The sequence below is a fragment of the Mycobacterium sp. IS-1590 genome, assembly GCF_001500025.1.
Lineage (GTDB): Bacteria > Actinomycetota > Actinomycetes > Mycobacteriales > Mycobacteriaceae > Mycobacterium.
Genome location: NZ_LQIW01000004.1, coordinates 91411 through 109555, shown reverse-complemented (window position 1 = coordinate 109555; position 18145 = coordinate 91411). Strand labels below are relative to the sequence as shown.

General features: G+C 66.6%; 19 protein-coding genes and 1 tRNA gene. 8 read left to right on the top strand and 12 right to left on the bottom strand.

Annotated features, from left to right (window positions below; all coding sequences use genetic code 11):
* The first annotated feature begins 71 nt into the window (after positions 1 to 71).
* The gene (lpqN, locus tag AU197_RS05415) at positions 72 to 776 is read left to right on the top strand and encodes an envelope biogenesis lipoprotein LpqN (RefSeq protein WP_064401491.1); all 705 of its coding nucleotides are present in this window, start codon (positions 72 to 74) and stop codon (positions 774 to 776) included.
* Position 777: 1 nt separating this feature from the next.
* Here the strand turns inward: lpqN and AU197_RS05410 are convergent, their stop codons facing one another.
* Positions 778 to 1596, bottom strand: a complete 819-nt coding sequence (locus tag AU197_RS05410) for a shikimate 5-dehydrogenase (protein WP_197415460.1) — start codon at positions 1594 to 1596, stop codon at positions 778 to 780.
* Positions 1596 to 2594: an acetyltransferase Pat gene (gene pat, locus AU197_RS05405; protein ID WP_064401489.1), complete on the bottom strand. Its 999-nt coding sequence runs from the start codon at positions 2592 to 2594 to the stop codon at positions 1596 to 1598. The genes AU197_RS05410 and pat overlap by 1 nt, the downstream gene beginning before the upstream one ends.
* Before the next feature lie 348 nt (positions 2595 to 2942).
* On the opposite strand from pat, the gene AU197_RS05400 reads away from it, so the two are divergent.
* Entirely contained in the window at positions 2943 to 3563 is a 621-nt protein-coding gene (locus tag AU197_RS05400; RefSeq protein WP_064401488.1) for a superoxide dismutase, read from the top strand.
* Between the two features lie 54 nt (positions 3564 to 3617).
* Entirely contained in the window at positions 3618 to 4418 is an 801-nt protein-coding gene (locus tag AU197_RS05395; protein ID WP_064401487.1) for an SDR family oxidoreductase, read from the top strand.
* A gap of 188 nt (positions 4419 to 4606) precedes the next feature.
* Here AU197_RS05395 and AU197_RS05390 read toward each other — a convergent pair whose 3' ends face one another.
* A complete protein-coding gene (locus AU197_RS05390; RefSeq protein ID WP_064401486.1) occupies positions 4607 to 4960 on the bottom strand; it encodes an ArsR/SmtB family transcription factor in 354 nt (117 codons plus the stop codon).
* A 96-nt stretch (positions 4961 to 5056) separates the two neighbouring features.
* Here AU197_RS05390 and AU197_RS05385 point away from each other — a divergent pair, with 96 nt between their 5' ends.
* Positions 5057 to 7000: a heavy metal translocating P-type ATPase gene (locus tag AU197_RS05385; RefSeq protein ID WP_082696524.1), complete on the top strand. Its 1944-nt coding sequence runs from the start codon at positions 5057 to 5059 to the stop codon at positions 6998 to 7000.
* Between the two features lie 10 nt (positions 7001 to 7010).
* On the opposite strand, the gene AU197_RS05380 is transcribed toward AU197_RS05385, so the two are convergent.
* The 5 genes from AU197_RS05380 to AU197_RS05360 form a co-directional block, all read right to left on the bottom strand.
* Positions 7011 to 7083 (bottom strand) — tRNA-Ala (locus AU197_RS05380).
* A 65-nt stretch (positions 7084 to 7148) separates the two neighbouring features.
* Positions 7149 to 8144 (bottom strand): divisome protein SepX/GlpR, encoded by a 996-nt coding sequence (sepX, locus tag AU197_RS05375; RefSeq protein WP_064401485.1) that lies wholly within the window; start codon positions 8142 to 8144, stop codon positions 7149 to 7151.
* A 223-nt stretch (positions 8145 to 8367) separates the two neighbouring features.
* The gene (locus tag AU197_RS05370; protein ID WP_064401564.1) at positions 8368 to 9021 is read right to left on the bottom strand and encodes a GNAT family N-acetyltransferase; all 654 of its coding nucleotides are present in this window, start codon (positions 9019 to 9021) and stop codon (positions 8368 to 8370) included.
* 17 nt (positions 9022 to 9038) lie between these two features.
* Positions 9039 to 10304, bottom strand: coding sequence for a molybdotransferase-like divisome protein Glp (glp, locus tag AU197_RS05365; protein WP_064401484.1), 1266 nt, complete (start codon positions 10302 to 10304; stop codon positions 9039 to 9041).
* Between the two features lie 27 nt (positions 10305 to 10331).
* Positions 10332 to 11243, bottom strand: coding sequence for a UTP--glucose-1-phosphate uridylyltransferase (locus AU197_RS05360; RefSeq protein WP_064401483.1), 912 nt, complete (start codon positions 11241 to 11243; stop codon positions 10332 to 10334).
* Between the two features lie 78 nt (positions 11244 to 11321).
* Here AU197_RS05360 and AU197_RS05355 point away from each other — a divergent pair, with 78 nt between their 5' ends.
* The 4 genes from AU197_RS05355 (at position 11322) to mscL (ending at position 13611) form a co-directional block, all read left to right on the top strand.
* Complete coding sequence (locus AU197_RS05355; RefSeq protein ID WP_156434308.1) at positions 11322 to 11936, top strand: 5-formyltetrahydrofolate cyclo-ligase; 615 nt, start codon at positions 11322 to 11324, stop codon at positions 11934 to 11936.
* 59 nt (positions 11937 to 11995) lie between these two features.
* Positions 11996 to 12331 (top strand): FmdB family zinc ribbon protein, encoded by a 336-nt coding sequence (locus AU197_RS25905; RefSeq protein ID WP_082696517.1) that lies wholly within the window; start codon positions 11996 to 11998, stop codon positions 12329 to 12331.
* Positions 12332 to 12400: 69 nt separating this feature from the next.
* Complete coding sequence (locus AU197_RS05345) at positions 12401 to 13051, top strand: SAF domain-containing protein (protein ID WP_064401481.1); 651 nt, start codon at positions 12401 to 12403, stop codon at positions 13049 to 13051.
* A gap of 101 nt (positions 13052 to 13152) precedes the next feature.
* Positions 13153 to 13611: a large-conductance mechanosensitive channel protein MscL gene (gene mscL / locus AU197_RS05340; protein ID WP_064401480.1), complete on the top strand. Its 459-nt coding sequence runs from the start codon at positions 13153 to 13155 to the stop codon at positions 13609 to 13611.
* Between the two features lie 60 nt (positions 13612 to 13671).
* Here mscL and mspA (AU197_RS05335) read toward each other — a convergent pair whose 3' ends face one another.
* From mspA (AU197_RS05335) to AU197_RS05320, 4 genes are all read right to left on the bottom strand, one after another.
* Positions 13672 to 14328 carry a porin MspA gene (mspA, locus tag AU197_RS05335; RefSeq protein ID WP_064401479.1) on the bottom strand — a complete coding sequence of 219 codons (657 nt, stop codon included), beginning with the start codon at positions 14326 to 14328 and terminating at the stop codon, positions 13672 to 13674.
* Positions 14329 to 14862: 534 nt separating this feature from the next.
* Positions 14863 to 15519: a porin MspA gene (gene mspA / locus AU197_RS05330; RefSeq protein ID WP_064401478.1), complete on the bottom strand. Its 657-nt coding sequence runs from the start codon at positions 15517 to 15519 to the stop codon at positions 14863 to 14865.
* Positions 15520 to 16103: 584 nt separating this feature from the next.
* The gene (locus AU197_RS05325) at positions 16104 to 16649 is read right to left on the bottom strand and encodes a MogA/MoaB family molybdenum cofactor biosynthesis protein (protein ID WP_165595586.1); all 546 of its coding nucleotides are present in this window, start codon (positions 16647 to 16649) and stop codon (positions 16104 to 16106) included.
* Between the two features lie 23 nt (positions 16650 to 16672).
* A complete protein-coding gene (locus AU197_RS05320; protein ID WP_064401477.1) occupies positions 16673 to 18049 on the bottom strand; it encodes a S1C family serine protease in 1377 nt (458 codons plus the stop codon).
* Positions 18050 to 18145: the final 96 nt, after the last annotated feature.

Here is an 18145-nt window from a genome sequence, read left to right as displayed (position 1 = left end):
ACGCGCGTTTTTGACCGCAAACACCGACGGGCACCGTAGGCTACGGCGCAACCATATCGATGGAGGAGCAAATGGGCACGTCTATGAGGGCCGGCATCGTCGCGGTCGCGGCCGTGGCACTCGGGCTCGGCCTTGCCGGCTGCAGCTCGGACACCGACGGTGAGGCGACGTCCGATACGACGACCTCAGAACAAACCACCACATCGGAAACCAGCGCCTCGCCCGCACCAACCACGTCACCTCAAGCGCAGGGCGCCAATTACACGATCGTCGACTACATCCGCGAGAACGACATCACGGAGACCCCGGTCAAGCGCGGCGACCCCGGCTCACCGACCATCGACCTGCCGTTCCCACCCGGCTGGAGCGATGCCGGGCCGCGCACACCCGAATGGGCTTGGGGCGCGATAGTTTCCGATGACCCCGCCATGGCCGAGGACCCTCCGACCATCATCGCGCTGGTGTCGAAGCTGACCGGCAACGTCGACCCCGCGAAGATCCTCGAATTCGCTCCCGGCGAGATCAAGAACCTCCCCGGATATGACGGCGCGCAGGAGGGTTCACCGTCCACGCTCTCCGATTTCGAAGCGGTGCAGATCGGCGGTACCTACACCAAAGACGGTGTGCTACGGGCGATCGCACAGAAGACCGTCGTCATCCCCGGGCAGGACGGGCTGTATGTCCTGCAACTCAACGCCGACGGTCGCGAGGATCAGATGATGGCCCTGATGGACGCGACGTCCGTCATCGACGAACAGACCAAGATCACGCCCTGACTCAGGCGCGCGAGACCGCGGACGCGGCCATGACCTGTTCGTCCGTCGGCCGAACCCCGGTATAACGCTCGAACTGCTCGGCGGCCTGCAGCGCGATCACCTCAGCGCCGGTGATCACGCCGACGCCCGCCTCGCGCGCCGCCTTGATGAGCGGCGTCTCGGACGGCATTGCGACCACATCGAAGACGGTGTGCGCGTTGGCGATAGCCTCTTCGCCGAAGGCGATTGCGTTGGCTTCGGGGCCACCGGCCATCCCCACCGGGGTGACGTTGACCAGTATGTCCGCGGTGCACTCACCGGCCTCGGCGAGGTAGTCATAGCCGATCCTGTCGGCCAGTGAACGTCCGGTCTCGGCATTCCTGGCCGCAATCGTGCCGCGGTCGAATCCGAGGTCGCGGAACGCGGCCGCGATCGCACTGGCCATCCCACCGCTGCCGTACACGAACACGGACTGCGCCGGCTGTAACCCGTGCTCGGCGATAAGAGTCTGCACCGCAAGGTAATCGGTGTTCGATGCGGTGAGCCGACCGTCATCGTTGACGATGGTGTTGACGGCGCGAATGGAGCGGGCCGACTGCTCGATCTCGTCGACCAGCGCCAGCACGTCCTGCTTGAACGGCATCGAGACCGAACACCCGCGGATGCCCAGGGCTCGCACCCCGCCGATCGCCGCGGCGATATCCGTTGTGGTGAAAGCCTTGTAGATGAAGTCGAGGCCGAGCAGGTCGTAGAGGTAGTTGTGGAACCGGGTGCCGATGTTGCTCGGCCGGCCCGCCAGCGAGATGCACAGCCGGGTGTCTTTGGACAGCGGAACGCGCATCAACCGACCGCCCGCACGACCTGAGAGGTCATAGCGCGGATCTGCCTGGTCAATTCCGCCGAGAACGGCGGATCGGCCGGGCGGGGCACGTCGATGGTCGTGGTCACCACCCCGAGGTCGTCTCGCTGCCAGTGCGCGCCGTGACGGGTGAGGATGGTGCGCATGGCATAGTTCTCGGCGAGAACGCGTGCAGTGAATTGTTGGACGCCAAGGACTTTCGCGGCTATCGCGAGCGCACCCACGAGGAACGATCCGATACCTTTGTTCTGGTAGGCGTCAGCGACGAGGAACGCGACCTCGGCGACGGCCGGATCCAGTTCGTCACGAACAAGCCGCGCATCTGCAACCACCGGTCCGTCGGGGCCGTCTGTCATCACCCAGACGAAGTGGTGCTCGTAGTCGACCTCGAACAGGTAGCGCATCAGCGACCTGCTCGGAACGAGCGCAGATTGAAACCGCCGGTACAGCGTCTCGCTGGAGAATTCGACGGGACCCTGGGAGGTCCGCTCGCGGTCACCCGGCAGCACCGGGCGCAGGAACAACTGCGTTCCGTCACGCATCCGGACCAGAACGGGGCTGACGTAGGCGGCGAGGCGCTGTCGGGCGGTGCTCAACAACCGGTCGAGCATGCCCGGGATCTCGAGCAGGGTCGCGAACGCCTCGCGCCCCCCGACCCAACCGCGCACCGGCTCGGTGGCGATCACCGTCGCGGTGCGGGTCGTGTCGCGCAGCAGTGCGATCTCGCCGACGATCATGCCCGGCATCAGCCTGGCGACGGTGTCGTGACCGTCGTCTCCGACGTGCGTGACCTCGGCAGCGCCGGCGCCGATCAACAAGAAGGACAGCGCCAGTTCGCCCTGATGCATGAGCACCTGGCCGGAGGCGGCGTTCAGGGGCGTCAGCTGTGCCGCGAGCGCTACGAGATCCTCGGCCCGATAACCACCGAAAATTCCCAGCGCAGTGAGTTCGTCGGCGCGAACGCCGGTCAGCCCGGCCACCTCACGAGGCTACGGGCTGGTCGTCACCGCGAGCAAGAAGCCGAGCGGGTCGCCACGAGCCGCGGCGATCGGGCGGCAACCACCCAATCGATTGATCAGCAAATCGTGGAGGTGGCGCGGGCCGGCCGCGTCGCTCCGCCACCCGCCGGAAGACAAGTCGCTACATGATGTGCTGCATCGATGTACTCCGCGGCCGCCCGCAACACCAAAATAGCACAACATCTGAACACCTAGACAGATATCAGGCTCGCCGCCTAGGCTCGCGGAGGCCCTTGCGCGCGACGCCGAAGCCATCCGCGAAATCCACCCAGGAAACACAGCGCGTCGGGCCCGTCAGAAAGGAAGTTCATGGCCGAGTACTCACTGCCTGACCTCGACTACGATTACGGCGCCCTGGAGCCGCACATCTCGGGCCAGATCAACGAGATTCACCACGGCAAGCACCACGCCGCCTATGTGAAGGGCGTCAACGACGCGATCGCCAAGCTCGAAGAGGCCCGCGCCAACGGTGACCATGCCGCGATCTTCCTCAACGAGAAGAACCTCGCGTTCCACCTCGGTGGGCACGTCAACCACACGATCTGGTGGAAGAACCTCTCACCCAACGGCGGTGACAAGCCGACCGGAGAGCTGGCGGCCGCGATCGACGACCAGTTCGGGTCGTTCGACAAGTTCCAGGCACAGTTCACCGCTGCCGCCAACGGCCTGCAGGGCTCCGGCTGGGGTGTGCTCGGCTACGACAGCCTCGGACAACGGTTGCTCACCTTCCAGCTCTACGACCAGCAGGCCAACGTCCCGCTGGGCATCATCCCCCTACTGCAGGTCGATATGTGGGAGCACGCGTACTACCTGCAGTACAAGAACGTGAAAGCCGACTACGTCAAGGCGTTCTGGAACGTGGTGAATTGGGAGGACGTCCAGGACCGGTTCGCCGCGGCCACCGGCAAGGCGGCCGGGCTGATCTTCTAGTCTCTAGCGGGGCGGCCTCGCGCGCCGCCACGGCGATGATGGAGGCCCTTGTCGATGAGTGACGGTCAGTTCAGCACGCATACAGAACTTTTCGACCTTACCGGCAAGCGCGCCGTCGTCACCGGTGGCACGAGCGGCATCGGAGTGATGATGAGTCGCGGGCTGCTGCAGGCCGGCGCCAGCGTGGTGATCAGCTCGCGAAAGGCCGAGGCCTGCGAACGCGCGCAGGCCGAACTGTCCCGGTTCGGCGATGTACGGGCCATTCCCGCCGATCTCTCACGACACGACGAGTGCGTACGGCTGGCCGAGGAGGTGACCGGCGGTGGCGAGCCGTTGCACATCCTCGTCAACAACGCGGGCGCCACGTGGGGTGAGCCGCTGGAGAGTTTCCCCGATTCCGCGTGGGACAAGATCCTCAATGTCAACGTCAAGTCGCCGTTCTGGCTCGTCCAGGCGCTGCTGCCCGCGCTTCGCGCCGCCGCAACCGCGGACGATCCCGCCCGCGTGATCAACCTGGGCAGCGTCGACGGCATCCGCGTGCCCGAGCTGCCGACCTACTCCTACAGTGCCAGCAAGGCCGCCGTTCATCACCTCACCCGCGTGCTGGCCCGCGAATTGGGCCCCCAGCACATCACGGTCAATGCCGTTGCGCCAGGGGCGTTCCCGTCGAAGATGATGGCCGCGACCCTCGACGCGTTCGGCGATCAGATCGCGGCTTCGGCGCCGCTGCGCCGAATCGGGCGCGACGACGACATGGCCGGCATCGCGGTGTTTCTCGCCAGCCGGGCGGGTGCGTTTCTCACCGGCGCGATCATCCCCGTCGACGGCGGCCTGGCCACGACTGCGAGCAAGTAACCGAACGCGCGGGCGACGGGCAGCGAGGCAGAGCTGTCTGCTCAACAAAGAGGTTGACCCCGCTGACCGCCTCGCGGGCGACGCCGATGCAACCCTCACCGATCGCCGCCCACTGCCGCCAACTGTGCCCCGCCGGGCAGGAAAGTAAACGGCGATTCAGGGCGCGGCGACCGCGACCGAATTCGGCCTCAGGCCGAGGTGTCGGTCGCGCCGAGGCGTAGATGCTCGATGTGATAGACCGCCTCGTCGAGGAGCTGCGCGACGTGATTGTCGTAGAGCCGATAGACGACGCTGCGACCCTGCCGGTCACCCGCGACCAGCCCAAGTGCGCGTAGGAGCCGGAGTTGGTGGGATACCGCCGGCTGCTCCATTCCGACCGCGGTGGACAACTCCCCGACCGAACAAGGGGACTCACGCAGCCGGGTCAGGATCATCAGACGGTTCGGCGAAGCGAGGGCTTGCAACGTTTCGGCGATCTTGCCCGCCGAGGCTGCGTCGAGCGTGGCTGGCGGTGTCACCCTGCCGCCGACTCCGTGGCCCATGCCCTCAATTGAAGCACGGGTCTTCGACGCGATCGATACATGTAGAGTTCTACATGTTTAGATGTGCCGATGAATCACCTACCAGTGGAGGGATCGATGGCCACCACGGTCGTGCGCAACGAGCTCACCTCCGACGCTCGCACGACGCAGTTCACCTTGGCGGGCGTGTGGTCGGTGAGTTCGGTGAGGTGGGCTGCCGCCGCCCTCGTCTTGTTCATGGTGGGCCTGGCGGCCCAGTTGGCAGAGGCTCCAGCGGGGCTGTCGTGGGCGGCGTTTTTGGCCTGTTATCTCACCGGCGGGTGGTCGTCGGCGTGGGCCGGCGTACAAGCACTGCGCGCCCGCACACTCGATGTCGATCTGCTCATGGTGGTCGCGGCCGTAGGCGCGGCGAGCATCGGTCAGATCTTCGACGGCGCCCTGCTGATCGTCATCTTCTCCACCTCGGGAGCGCTGGAGGATGCGGCCACCAAACGCACAGAGGATTCGGTGAAGGGTCTGCTCGATCTCGCACCGGATCGCGCCGTGCGCATCGACTCCGACGGTTTCGAGGAAGCGGTCAACGCCGAGAATCTCCGGGTCGGCGACACCGTGAGCGTGCGCCCCGGTGAACGTCTTTCCGCCGACGGACTCGTTGTCGTCGGTGCATCCGATGTCGACCAGTCATCGGTCACCGGTGAACCGCTGCCGGTGAGCAAGTCGGTCGGTGACGAGGTGTTCGCGGGCAGCCTCAACGGCACGGGCGCGCTGCATATCCGCGTCACCAAGGACCCCTCCGACACGGTGGTCGCTCGCATCGTTGCCCTTGTCGCCGAAGCGTCCGCCACCAAGGCCAAGACGCAGCTGTTCATCGAGAAGATCGAACAGCGCTACTCGGTCGGAGTCGTCGTTGCGACCCTCGCGCTGTTCGCGATCCCCTTGCTACTGGGCGCCGATCTGCGGTCCACGCTGCTCCGGGCGATGACGTTCATGATCGTCGCGTCCCCGTGTGCCGTGGTGTTGGCGACCATGCCGCCGCTTCTGTCAGCCATCGCCACCGCCGGAAGAAACGGCGTGCTCATCAAATCGACCGTGGCATTGGAGCACCTTGCCGATGTCAGTCAGATCGCCATCGACAAGACCGGCACATTGACCACGGGCACACCGCAACTCACCAGCGTCACTCCCATCGACGATCGCTACACCGAGGACGATGTACTGCGGATCGCAGCCGGCGCAGAGCAGTTCAGCGAACATCTTCTCGGTCGCGCCATCGTCGAAGCCGCCCGAACCCGCGGCCTCAGACTGCCGGACGCCACCGACTTTCGGGCGCTACCCGGCCGCGGCGTACACGCCCGCGTCGCGGGGCAGACGATCGAAGTCTGTAGCGCGCGATCGCTTTCCGCCACACCGCCGGTCGTGGATCACCTCGAAAACCGCGGAACCACCGCCGTCATGGTTGCCGTCGACGGCAGCGCCATCGGCGTGCTCGGCCTGGACGACACCGTGCGGCGGTGCGCCGACGAAGTTGTGCGCGACATCGCCGCGATCACATCGAGGCCACCCGTGCTGTTGACCGGGGATTCACCGCGTGCAGCGGAGCGTCTGGCCGCCAGGGTCGGCATCGCAGATGTGCGCGCCGGCCTGCTACCCGACGACAAGGTCACCATCGTGCGGCGATTGCAGGCCGACGAGGAGCGCGTACTGTTCGTCGGCGACGGGATCAACGATGCACCGGCCATGGCGGCCGCGCACAGCTCAATAGCCATGGGGCGCAACGGCGCAGACCTCACCCTGGAGACCGCTGATGTCGTCACGGTCCGAGACGAACTCGCGGCGATCCCGGCTGTCGTGGCGTTGGCACGTCGGGCCCGGCGCATCGTGCTGGCCAACCTCGTCATCGCAGCGACGTTCATCGTGGCGCTCGTCTTGTGGGATGTGTTCGGCCATCTTCCGCTGCCGCTCGGCGTGGCGGGCCACGAGGGGTCGACGATCATCGTCGCACTGAACGGGCTGCGATTGCTGAGCAATCGCGCCTGGCGGAAAGCGTCAGCTCTGACCTGATCGAACTCTGTGGAGCTAAGGGGAATCGAACCCCTGACCTACTCGATGCGAACGAGTCGCGCTACCAACTGCGCCATAGCCCCTGATACCGGTAGCAGGCTACCAGTCATCGGACGGCCGCCGAAAATCGACGGCCGTCCTGCACGGGCTACTGCCCCGCGGCCCGCGGCAGGTCGAAGTGCCGCGCGAACGGCGCGTAGTCCAGATGCTCGAAGATCGGATCCTCGTCGTCGATCTCCAGCACCACCGACCCCGGCCGCCGCAAGCGGGCCGGCACCACGTCGAACTCGCGGTCATCGGTGTTCTCCACGCCCAGCCGCGAGCGGGCGATGCGTTGCGCACGCCTGCGACGCAGCCGCTCCTCGATCCGGGTCTGCCGCCGCAAGTAGCCCAGGTACAGCACGGTGAAACCGCTGACCGCCCCACACAGCCACCACAACGTCGGGCTCAGCGTGAACGCCGCGGTGGCTGAGGCCACCAACAGCACGCCGAGCGCCGTCAGCATCCGCTTGCGGAACCGGTACTTGCGCTCGCTCACCGCGGCCGCGGTCTTGGACTCATGCCTGCGCCGGCGCGCCTCCGACAACGAGTCGGCCAGCCGAAGATCAGCATCGGATGGCGCTTCCAGCCCGGACGAATCGTCGACGGTCTCGTACTCGTCGTCCAGGTCCGCCGGCTCAGCTTCCTGCTCCTCGGCGACCGCGTCGGTCTCGCCCGCCGGCTCGTCGAATTGCAGTGTGAGCTCTTCTTTTTCGGCTTCCTGACGGTCCGACGCCCCGACAGGCAGGGCGCCGGAGTCTTCGCCGATGACATCGACGTCGAGGTAGTCGGGTTCGGACTTCTCCTCGACGGTGACCGCGGCGGCGCGCACGACCGCTCGGCTCACCGGTTCGGGTTCGGGTTCGGTTTCCTCGTCGAGGTCTTCTTCGGACGGGCGCCAGTCCGGATCGCTGGCATGACCGGCCGCCGGACCGCGCCGTTTCAGCAGCCGCGTGTTTCGGCCGCTGTTGAGCACGCGCGTCGCCAGCGCGACATCACTGGTTCGGCGCACGGTGTCGCGCTTGCTGATCAGCATCGGCACGAGCACGAAGAGCCAGAGAACGACGAGAGATATCCACAGAAGAGATTGGGGGATGCTTGGCATGTCGCCTGCTCCTTTCCCCTAAAGGCTAGGTCTGTGACCTGCGCATCCGTGGGCGGCGCGCCGAAGCAATTACACACCTGTAATTCGCACAAGACAAGCACCAACAGTCACAAATGTCACATTGGTAACAGTCAAGGGCGTTCGGCTTTCGCGAGACGTACACCAGGGTGGTGCTTCGCCGCGGTTCGCGACCCTGTTGTACGTCTCGCGAAATCACCCGCGGCTACGTCCACTCGGCGCGTCCCTGCCGCACCAGTGTGGCGGCCGCCGATCCGGTGACCTCTTCGACCGTGATGGCCACCAGCAGGTGATCGCGCCAGGCGCCGTCGACGTCGAGATAGCGGCGCAGCAGTCCTTCCTCCCGGAAGCCGACCTTCGCCAAAACCGCACGGCTAGCTGCATTTTCCGGGCGCACGGTCGCTTCGACCCGGTGCAGTCCGACCGGACCGAAACAATGGTCCACCCCCAACGCCAAGGCCGCGGTCGCGACCCCGCCGCCGTTCACCGCCTTGGCCACCCAGTACCCGATCCACGCCGAGCGCAGCGCCCCGTGCGTGACGTTGCCGATCGTGAGCTGACCGCAGAACTGGTCGTCCAGCTCGATCACGAAGGGCACCATCCGGCCCTTGCGCGCCTCCGACCGCAGCCCCGAACACACCGAGGGCCACGACGTGATCGCGTGTCGCGTCTCCCAGTCCACACCGGCGGCCGGCTCCCACGGCTCCAGATGCGCGCGGTCGGCCAGGCGCAGCCGGCTCCACTGCGCACCGTCTCGCAGCCGGACCGGACGCAACCGCACCACGCCGGCGGGCACACGCAGCGGACCTGCCGACATCGGCCAACCCGGATGTATCGAGCTCGACCGCCACAGGTTCACGTCGACACCCGCGCGGATCAACCGCGTTGTGCCAGGAATGCGACGTCGACGATCTCGCCGGTACGAACCGATTCGGCTTCGGTGGGCACGATGACGAGACAGTTCGCCTCGGCCAGCGTGGCCAGCAAGTGCGATGCCCCTGGCGCGCCGCCGAGCGCCTGGACGAGATATTCACCGGTGTCCTGATCGCGCATGAGCTGACCGCGTAGATATCCCGTCCTGCCCGCGACCGACTCGATCGGCGACAACGTGCGGGCCGCCACGATGCGCCGGTGCGCATGCCGCTTGCCCAGCGACAGCCGGATCAGCGGGCGCACCATGACCTCGAACACCACCAGCGCGCTGACCGGGTTGGCGGGCAGGAGGAACACCGGAACGCCGTCGCGGCCCAGCTGGCCGAACCCCTGCACCGAGCCGGGGTGCATGGCGATGCGGGTCACCTCCATCTCCCCGAATTCGGCGAGCACGGCCCGGACCCCCTCGGCGGCCGCTCCGCCGACCGCCCCGGCGATGACGACCACCTCGGCGCGGTTGAGCTGACCCTCGACGACTTCGCGCAGCCGCTTGGGGTCGGTGTCGACGATGCCGACCCTGTTGACCTCGGCGCCCGCGTCACGTCCTGCGGCGGCCAGCGCGTAGGAGTTCACGTCGTAGACCTGCCCGTTGCCCGGCGTGCGGGAGATGTCCACGAGTTCGCCGCCCACGCACATCACCGACAACCGCGGCCGCGGATGCACGAGGACACGCTCCCTGCCGACCGCGGCCAGCAGGCCGACCTGCGCCGGCCCGATGATCGTGCCTGACCGCACCGCGACGTCGCCGGGTTGGACGTCGTCGCCCGTTCGCCGGACGTAGGCACCAGACCGCACGCCACGCAGCACCCTCACCCGCGCATCGCCGCCGTCGGTCCAGCGCAGCGGCAGCACGGCGTCGGCGAGCGTCGGCATCGGGGCCCCGGTCTGGACGCGCGCGGCTTGGCGCGGCTGCAGTCTGCTGGGGGTGCGCGCTCCGGCCTCGATCAGCCCCATCACCGGCAGGCTCACTTCGCCGTCGGAGGTCTCCTCCCCGTCTCCCGCGTCGCCGGCCTCGCCGACGCTGAGCACGTCGACGCTGCGGACCGCGTACCCGTCGATCGCGGCCTGATCGAATCCGGGCAGCGGACGCTCGGTGACCACCTCTTCGGCGCACATCAACCCCTGCGCCTCGGCTATCGCCACCCGTACCGGCCGCGGCGCCACCGCCGCGGCCGCGACTCGTGCCTGCTGTTCCTCGACCGAACGCACTGCACCCCTATCTATGCGTCAGGGCTGTCAGCAGTCGATCAGCCCCAATCGCTCCACCAACCACCGCCGGAGTTCCGGCCCGTAGTCGTCGCGCTTCAACGCAAAGTCAACCGCAGCCTTGAGGTAGCCTCCGGGATTTCCGAGGTCGTGTCGAGAGCCGCGGTGGACGACCACATGCACCGGATGCCCCTCGTTGATGAGCAACGCGACGGCGTCGGTCAGCTGGATCTCACCGCCTGCGCCGCGTGGAACCCGCCGCAACGCGTCGAAGATCGCCCGGTCGAGGACATATCGACCGGCCGCGGCGTAGGGCGACGGGGCATCCTCGGCCTTCGGCTTCTCGTACATCCCCTTCACGCGCAACACGTTCGGGTTGTTCGTGTCCGACACGGGTTCGACGTCGAACACGCCGTAAGCGCTGATCTCCTCGCGTGGCACTTCAATCGCACACAGCACCGAGCCTCCGCGCTTGGCGCGCACCTTCGACATGGTCTCCAGCACGCCGGTCGGCAGCACGAGGTCGTCGGGCAACAACACCGCGATCGCGTCCTCTTCAGGGCTCAGCTTCGGTTCCACACAGCTGACCGCGTGCCCGAGGCCCAGCGGCTCGGCCTGCACCACCGACTCGACCTTGATGAGGGCCGGCGCGCGTCGCACCTTCTCCAGCATCGACTGCTTGCCGCGCGCTTCCAAGGTGCCCTCGAGCACGAGATCCTCGACGAAATGCGCGACGACGCCGTCCTTGCCCTCGGATGTGATGATGATCAGCCGTTCGGCACCCGCCTCGGCCGCTTCCGCGGCGACGAGTTCGATGCCCGGGGTGTCGACGACCGGCAGCAGCTCCTTGGGGACCGTCTTGGTGGCCGGCAGGAATCGGGTGCCCAAGCCCGCCGCGGGGACCACCGCCGTGTGGGGGATCGAGACCAGAGGCCGTGTCATCGTTCACACACTAACGTCCATGGGCAGGTTGAACGTTGCGAGGTCGGGCGTGTGTTGAGACTGATTGGGGAAGATGACGTGAGCGCGACCAAGACGAAGATGCGCGCCTCGATTCTGGCGGCCCGCCGGAGCCTGGCCGCGCACGAGCACGACGCCGATGCGTACGCCTTGACCCGCCATGTGACTGCGCTCGTCTCGACCGAATCGACCGTCTGCGCCTACGTTCCGGTCGGCTCCGAGCCCGGCTCCCCCGAGATGATCGACTCTCTTCACCGCCACGGTGTGCGGGTGCTGCTACCGGTCGCCAGGCACGACACCGCGGGCATCCCGCAGCCTCTGCAGTGGGGCGAGTATGTGCCCGGCGCTCTGGCGGAGGGGCGGTTCGGTCTTCGTGAACCCGAAGGACCGTGGCTGGCGCCCGAGGCCATCGCGGTCGCCACCACGTTGTTGATTCCCGCGCTCGCGGTCGATCGCAGCGGTGTGCGGTTGGGCCGCGGTGCCGGCTTCTACGACCGGTCGCTGCGGTTGGCGTCGCGGTCGGCGCGGCTCGTGGCAATCGTGCGTGACGACGAGCTCGTCGACCGGCTGCCCGCCGAACCGCATGACGTGTCGATGACCCATGCGCTGACACCGCGGCGCGGGTTGGTGGCCCTCGGTCGTGAGCCGCGGCCGGGAATGACGCACGCCACGTAGCGGTTCTAGCACTTGAGCCGGTAGAGTGCTAACAGATTTGACCACCAGGGAGGGGTCCCGTGCCTACGTATTCCTATGCGTGCACCGAGTGCGGCGACAAGTTCGACGCAGTCCAGGCGTTCAGCGACGCGTCGCTGACCACCTGCAAGAAGTGCGACGGCCGCCTGCGCAAGCTCTTCGGAAACGTAGGCGTGGTGTTCAAGGGCAGCGGGTTCTACCGCACCGACAGCCGCGAATCCGGCAAGAGCTCGTCGAACGGCTCCAGCAACGGGTCGGGTTCCTCGGAGTCGAGTTCTTCCTCGGAGAAGAAAACGTCGGACACCGCGGGCGCCGGCTCGTCCGGCGGCTCCTCGAGCTCGTCCAGCTCCCCCGCTGCGGCCGCCGCGTCGAGCTGACGCTCCGAGTTATCCACAGGACGGCGAGTTTCTCGCCCACTGCCTTGATGCGCTGCCTACCTTGGCCGCATGGGGGACTCGCTCAACCCGTCGCCGCTGCATCGAATCGCCGAGATCCTGCGGCCCGATTGGACACGCACGGTGCTGGCCCGCCGTATCGCCGCGGGCGCTCTGGTGGTGCTGGCCGCCGTTGCCGCGGTGCGTCCCGATCCCGATGACCAACACGTCGACGCCGTCGTCGCCGCGCGCGACCTGAGCCCGGGAAGCGAACTGGCCGCCGACGATGTTCGTCGCGAAAAGCTGGATGCCGCAACGGTTCCCGATGGTGTTCAGTCGGAGGTCTCGGCGGTCGTCGGCGCCACGCTGGCCGGTCCCGTCCGCCGCGGCGAAGCGCTCACCGACGTCCGACTGTTGACGCCCAGACTCGCCGAAGCGGCGGCGGGTCCGACAGCACGCATCGTGCCTGTGTCGCTCGACGAGACCGCGGTGCTCGATCTGATCCGCCCGGGCGATGTCGTCGACGTGCTGGCGGCCAGCGGTGAATCCGACACCCGGCCGCGGGTGGTGGCCGGCGACGCGATCGTGGTCTTGGTGTCCGAAAAACCCACGGGCACCGGCGCGGGGGCCGATCGCGTGGTCCTGGTGGCGCTGCCCGCCCACGCCGCCAACGAGGTGGCGGCCGCGACACTCGTCGAGACGGTGACGATCACCCTGCACTGACGGCGAGCGTTCACTCGGGGCGTTTCGCCGCTGTCGGGTCGCAACGCAGCTAACGTGCGTAACTGTCGAGCACACACCACGGCAGGGAGGATCTGAGACAAATGTTGAAGGGGTTCAAGGATTTCCTCGCCAGAGGCAACATCGTCGACCTTTCGGTCGCGGTGGTCATCGGTACGGCGTTCACCGGGCTGGTCACCAAGTTCACCGACAGCATCATCCAGCCGCTGATCAATCGCATCGGCGCGGGCGGTGATTCCGACTACGGCATTCTGCGCATCGGTATCGGCGGCGGGCAGACGATCGATTTGAATGTTCTGCTGTCGGCTGCGATCAACTTCATCCTGGTGGCGGCCGTCGTGTATTTCCTCGTCGTGCTGCCTTACAACCGGCTGCGCAGGAAGGGCGAAGTCGAGCAGGCCCAGGACACCGAATTGACCCTGCTCACCGAGATCCGCAACATCCTCGCCGAGACCAACGGATCCTCGGGCGCGCACAGTGCGGGTCCCGGCACCGGTCCCGACCCGGACACCGCGAAGACGACGAGCGCCGACAAAACCTGATGGAACGGAACAGCCCCCGGAGGTTTTCCGGGGGCTGTTCTGTTGCTGGGAGAGCGGTTGTCAGTTCATGTTCCACGGCTCGCCGTAGGTGGTGACACTGTCACCGGCCGAGGAGATCAATCGAGCGAACGGCCGCAACAACACACCACCGGCAGCACCGGTCACCGTGCCGTGCGCATTGGAGACCGCCACACCGCCGTTGGCGCCGGCCACATCGACCGAGAAGGTCGCGACCTCCTGGATACCCGGGCCGTTACCGAGATCGGCGCTGATCGACACACCCGGGAAGAAGTTCGGGGTGGTAATGAAGCCATTATTGGGGTCGAGATATCCCGCGGGGTTTAGCGGTGCCTGGTCGAACAACACGTTCGGGGTGGTGTAGCTGAAGTTGATGCCCACACCCAGCGACCACGGAAAGCCGATCTGATACCCCAGCTCCAGCGTGCCCTCGAACTCGTCGGCACCCGGGCCGGCCACGATGTACTTCGCGCGGCCACTGTGGAACCACTCACGGGTCAGCCGGTTGCGGTCAAGGGGAAACACACCATTGAGGAAGGTGTCCCACTGCTGAATGGTCAGCGTCCGGTCCTTGCCGTCGACCAGACTCAACTCATTGTCCAACCCTGCGTGAGAGGTGCCCGTACTCACGAACAACGACGCGGCGGCTCCGGCGATCGCCAAAACCAACGCCATCAGCACCCGACTGAATGCCTTCATGTTCTCCCTAGCTAGTCGATGCGGACCCCCTCTGGACCCGCAACTGCTGTCAGCCGTAGCTGGCGCTAGCGCCGCACGACGCATGAGTGGCATTGGAGCAAATGAGAGACCTCACATGCTGCTCTAATGTTCCGCTCATCCGATGACACGAGGAACATAACGGCGCTGACGGAAACCGGCAACGCGAGCGCGCGAGCGGTGTCTGCAAGTCGTCCCCGTCCCCGCGCGACCGATTTTGGTTCATCACGCGAATAAGGCTTGCCACGAGCGGTTTCCACCCTCATTTCACGGGTAACATGGCGCTTCGAGCTCCGTGTTTCCGTTGCGCCGACCACCGCGACGTGTGCTGCCGCACATCGGGCCTCTCCGCGCGGTGCGATCACAGTTTCGCCGCTGTAACGCGTTGTGATCAAGATCACCAGCAAAGCGCTTTTGCGGTTTACCTAATGGCAATGTCCTGTTTCGCCAACGATCGGAAGCAAAACAGCCCCCGGAGGTTTTCCGGGGGCTGTTTGTTGCTCGGGAGAGCGATTGTCAGTTCATGTTCCACGGCTCGCCGTAGGTGGTGACACTGTCACCGGCCGAGGAGATCAGCCGAGCGAACGGCCGCAACAACACACCACCGGCAGCACCGGTCACCGTGCCGTGCGCATTGGAGACCGCCACACCGCCGTTGGCGCCGGCCACATCCACCGAGAAGGTCGCGACCTCCTGGATACCCGGGCCGTTACCGAGATCGGCGCTGATCGACACACCCGGGAAGAAGTTCGGGGTGGTAATGAAGCCATTATTGGGGTCGAGATATCCCGCGGGGTTTAGCGGTGCCTGGTCGAACAACACGTTCGGGGTGGTGTAGCTGAAGTTGATGCCCACACCCAGCGACCACGGAAAGCCGATCTGATACCCCAGCTCCAGCGTGCCCTCGAACTCGTCGGCACCCGGGCCGGCCACGATGTACTTCGCGCGGCCACTATGGAACCACTCACGGGTCAGCCGGTTGCGGTCAAGGGGAAACACACCATTGAGGAAGGTGTCCCACTGCTGAATGGTCAGCGTCCGGTCCTTGCCGTCGACCAGACTCAACTCATTGTCCAACCCTGCGTGAGAGGTGCCCGCGCTCACGAACACCGACGCGCAAGCTCCGGCGATCGCCAAAACCAACGTCATCAGCACCCGACCCAGAATTCTCATAATCTCCCTAGCTATGTCGGCGGTCAGCCCTCGGCTCACCGTGCTCTGCAGTTGGCGCCTGGCACACTTCCAGCCCCAGCGGCGCGAAGCCCCTGCGACCAGATGAGAGATCTCACATGTCGCTGTTACGTGCTGTTCATCGTTTGTGACACGAGGAACATAACGGTCGGGCACGGACCCGGCAATGGGAGATCGTCGTACAAGTGCGGAACGTTACCCGACCTGCCGCTTTGCCGGAGAAGCAGCCGGGGTGCCCGCCCGCGGCGGTTCGTGTGACGCGTAACGTGAACCGATCCGGTGGGGTCGAGAAGACGACACCGTCGCTGCGCTTGGAGATGCAACAACGCTGGTCGCGTGGTATCGGGAACGTGGATCAACTGTGATGCGGCGGCCGGTTTTCCCGCATCCAACGCTCGCGCTCGGCGTCGTCGTCGGCCGTCGGGGTGTCGCGCTCATCGCTCGAAATTCGTGGGATGACCTCGCCGAAAACGTCGTCGACTGATTCGCGACCCGGCTGCGACGGCTCACTCACGGCGACCCGCCAACTGTGATTAAGATCACATCTGTCAGCTTACCGCTCGCGTTCATATGTCCAGGCTGGACAGCTGGCCGATGATCTGGACCGCAAGGGGATTGAGGGTCGCCATGCCGTCGCGCACCGCCGCGCGTGAACCGGCGAGGTTGACCACGAGCGTGCTGCCGGAGATACCGGCGAGGCCGCGGGAAACCCCCGCGTCGATCATTCCCGCGGACAACCCCGAGGCGCGCAGAGCCTCCGAGATGCCGAGCAGTTCACGGTCGAGGATGTCCCGAGTGGCTTCCGGCGTGACATCGCGCGGGGTGACGCCCGTGCCGCCGACGGAGACCACGAGGTCCACCCCGCCGATCACCGCGGTGTTGAGAGCGTTGCGAATCTCGACCTCGTCGGACGACACGACGACGACCCCGTCGACGACGAAGCCGGCCTCGCTGAGCAATTCGGTGACCAGCGGACCACTGTGGTCTTCCTCGTCGCCGTGTGCGGTGCGGTCGTCGACCACGACGACCAGTGCTCGGCCCACCAACTCCCCTGGCTGCTCCATGACTGCAACCGTATATGCGGCCCGCGACAGGGGCGCGGCCACTCTCAGGGAGGTCACGTCGGTCGGCGTCATCACTGCTGGGCCTTACCCAGCGTGACCTGGACTGTCTTCGACTTCCCCGACGGATCGAGATACGACAGCGTGACCTTCTCCCCGGGCGCCCTGGACCGGATGGCGGCGACCAGCGCATCGGCGCTGCCGATCACCCGGTCGTCGACCTTGGTGACCACGACCCCGCTGGGCAGGCCCGCGGCGGCGGCGGCGCCACCATCGGTGACCTCGACGATCCGAGCGCCGTCGACCGACGCGTCGTTACCGACCTGCACACCCAGCGAGGCGTGCGCGGCGGTGCCGTTCTTGATCAACTCGTCGGCGATCCTCTTGGCCTGGTCCACGGGGATCGCGAAGCCCAGGCCGATGGAACCGCTCTGGGCCGCGGGCCCGGCGTCGGCGCCCAACGTGGCGATCGCGGAGTTGACGCCGATCAGTTCACCGCTCATGTTGACCAGCGCGCCGCCGGAGTTGCCGGGGTTGATGGCGGCATCGGTCTGGATCGCGTCCAGGACAGTGTTTTGATTCCTGGCGTCACCACTGGCGGCGACCGGACGGTTGAGCGCGCTGATGATGCCGGTCGTGACGGTGCCCTCGAGGCCGAGCGGAGAACCGACGGCAACCACATCCTGACCCACCTGCAGGTTGGCCGACGAACCGATGGTGATCGGCGTGAGGTCCGAGACGCCCTGAGCCTTCACCACGGCGATGTCGCTGCTCGGGTCGGTGCCGACGACAGTGAACGGGGCGCTGCGACCGTTCGAGAAGGTGACCTTGGTCTGGGCGCCGCCCGGGCCCGCAGAGGAACCACCGGGGCCACCGGGCCCGCCCGGCCCGCCTTGGGCCGCCGACACCACGTGGTTGTTGGTCAGGATCAATCCGTCGCTGGACAGGATGATGCCCGACCCCTCTTCGGATGCGCGCCCCATATCCGTCTCGAGCTTGACGACGCTCGGAACCACCTTCGCCGCGACTTGCTCCACCGACCCCACCGGCAGGCTGGCAGCGGGCACGCTGGGCGCCGCGCCATCGATCGACGACGACGCTGAGGGCCGGTCCGGCTGCGCCAGCAGCGCCACCCCGCCACCGATGCCGGCCGACACGACCGCCACGGCAAGCGCCCCAGCCGTCAATGCCCCTGCGCGAGAACGCTTTTGCGGCGATGGACCGGGGAGCGGCTGTGCCGCGCCTCGGTAGGGATCGTAGGGCGAACGGAACTGCTGGGTCGGATGCTGGTGAGCCACATGCTGCTGGGTCGCGTAACGCCAGTCGTAGGGCTGCTGCTGGTACGGGCCGGGGCGCTGGACTCCACCAGGGTAGCCGGGCGTCCCGTGCTCAGCGCCCATCGGCCGGCGGCCGGGCGGCGGGGGCGGCGAATACCTCGGGTGGTTCGTCATGTCGCTCGGGCTCTTCCTTTTCCCTCGTTGTTTGCGTGTTCGGGACAAATGGACAACGTCGGACTCGCTTCAACAGTGCCCCGTCGGGCTGAGAAT

Excerpts from the sequence above, each read along its gene's own strand:
- lpqN (WP_064401491.1), top strand. The coding sequence starts at position 72 with ATGGGCACGTCTATGAGGGCCGGCATCGTCGCGGTCGCGGCCGTGGCA.
- AU197_RS05410 (WP_197415460.1), bottom strand. The coding sequence starts at position 1,596 with ATGCGCGTTCCGCTGTCCAAAGACACCCGGCTGTGCATCTCGCTGGCG.
- AU197_RS05400 (WP_064401488.1), top strand. The coding sequence starts at position 2,943 with ATGGCCGAGTACTCACTGCCTGACCTCGACTACGATTACGGCGCCCTG.
- AU197_RS05395 (WP_064401487.1), top strand. The coding sequence starts at position 3,618 with ATGAGTGACGGTCAGTTCAGCACGCATACAGAACTTTTCGACCTTACC.
- AU197_RS05390 (WP_064401486.1), bottom strand. The coding sequence starts at position 4,960 with ATGGGCCACGGAGTCGGCGGCAGGGTGACACCGCCAGCCACGCTCGAC.
- AU197_RS05385 (WP_082696524.1), top strand. The coding sequence starts at position 5,057 with ATGGCCACCACGGTCGTGCGCAACGAGCTCACCTCCGACGCTCGCACG.
- sepX (WP_064401485.1), bottom strand. The coding sequence starts at position 8,144 with ATGCCAAGCATCCCCCAATCTCTTCTGTGGATATCTCTCGTCGTTCTC.
- AU197_RS05360 (WP_064401483.1), bottom strand. The coding sequence starts at position 11,243 with ATGACACGGCCTCTGGTCTCGATCCCCCACACGGCGGTGGTCCCCGCG.
- AU197_RS05345 (WP_064401481.1), top strand. The coding sequence starts at position 12,401 with ATGGGGGACTCGCTCAACCCGTCGCCGCTGCATCGAATCGCCGAGATC.
- mscL (WP_064401480.1), top strand. The coding sequence starts at position 13,153 with ATGTTGAAGGGGTTCAAGGATTTCCTCGCCAGAGGCAACATCGTCGAC.
- mspA (WP_064401479.1), bottom strand. The coding sequence starts at position 14,328 with ATGAAGGCATTCAGTCGGGTGCTGATGGCGTTGGTTTTGGCGATCGCC.
- mspA (WP_064401478.1), bottom strand. The coding sequence starts at position 15,519 with ATGAGAATTCTGGGTCGGGTGCTGATGACGTTGGTTTTGGCGATCGCC.
- AU197_RS05320 (WP_064401477.1), bottom strand. The coding sequence starts at position 18,049 with ATGACGAACCACCCGAGGTATTCGCCGCCCCCGCCGCCCGGCCGCCGG.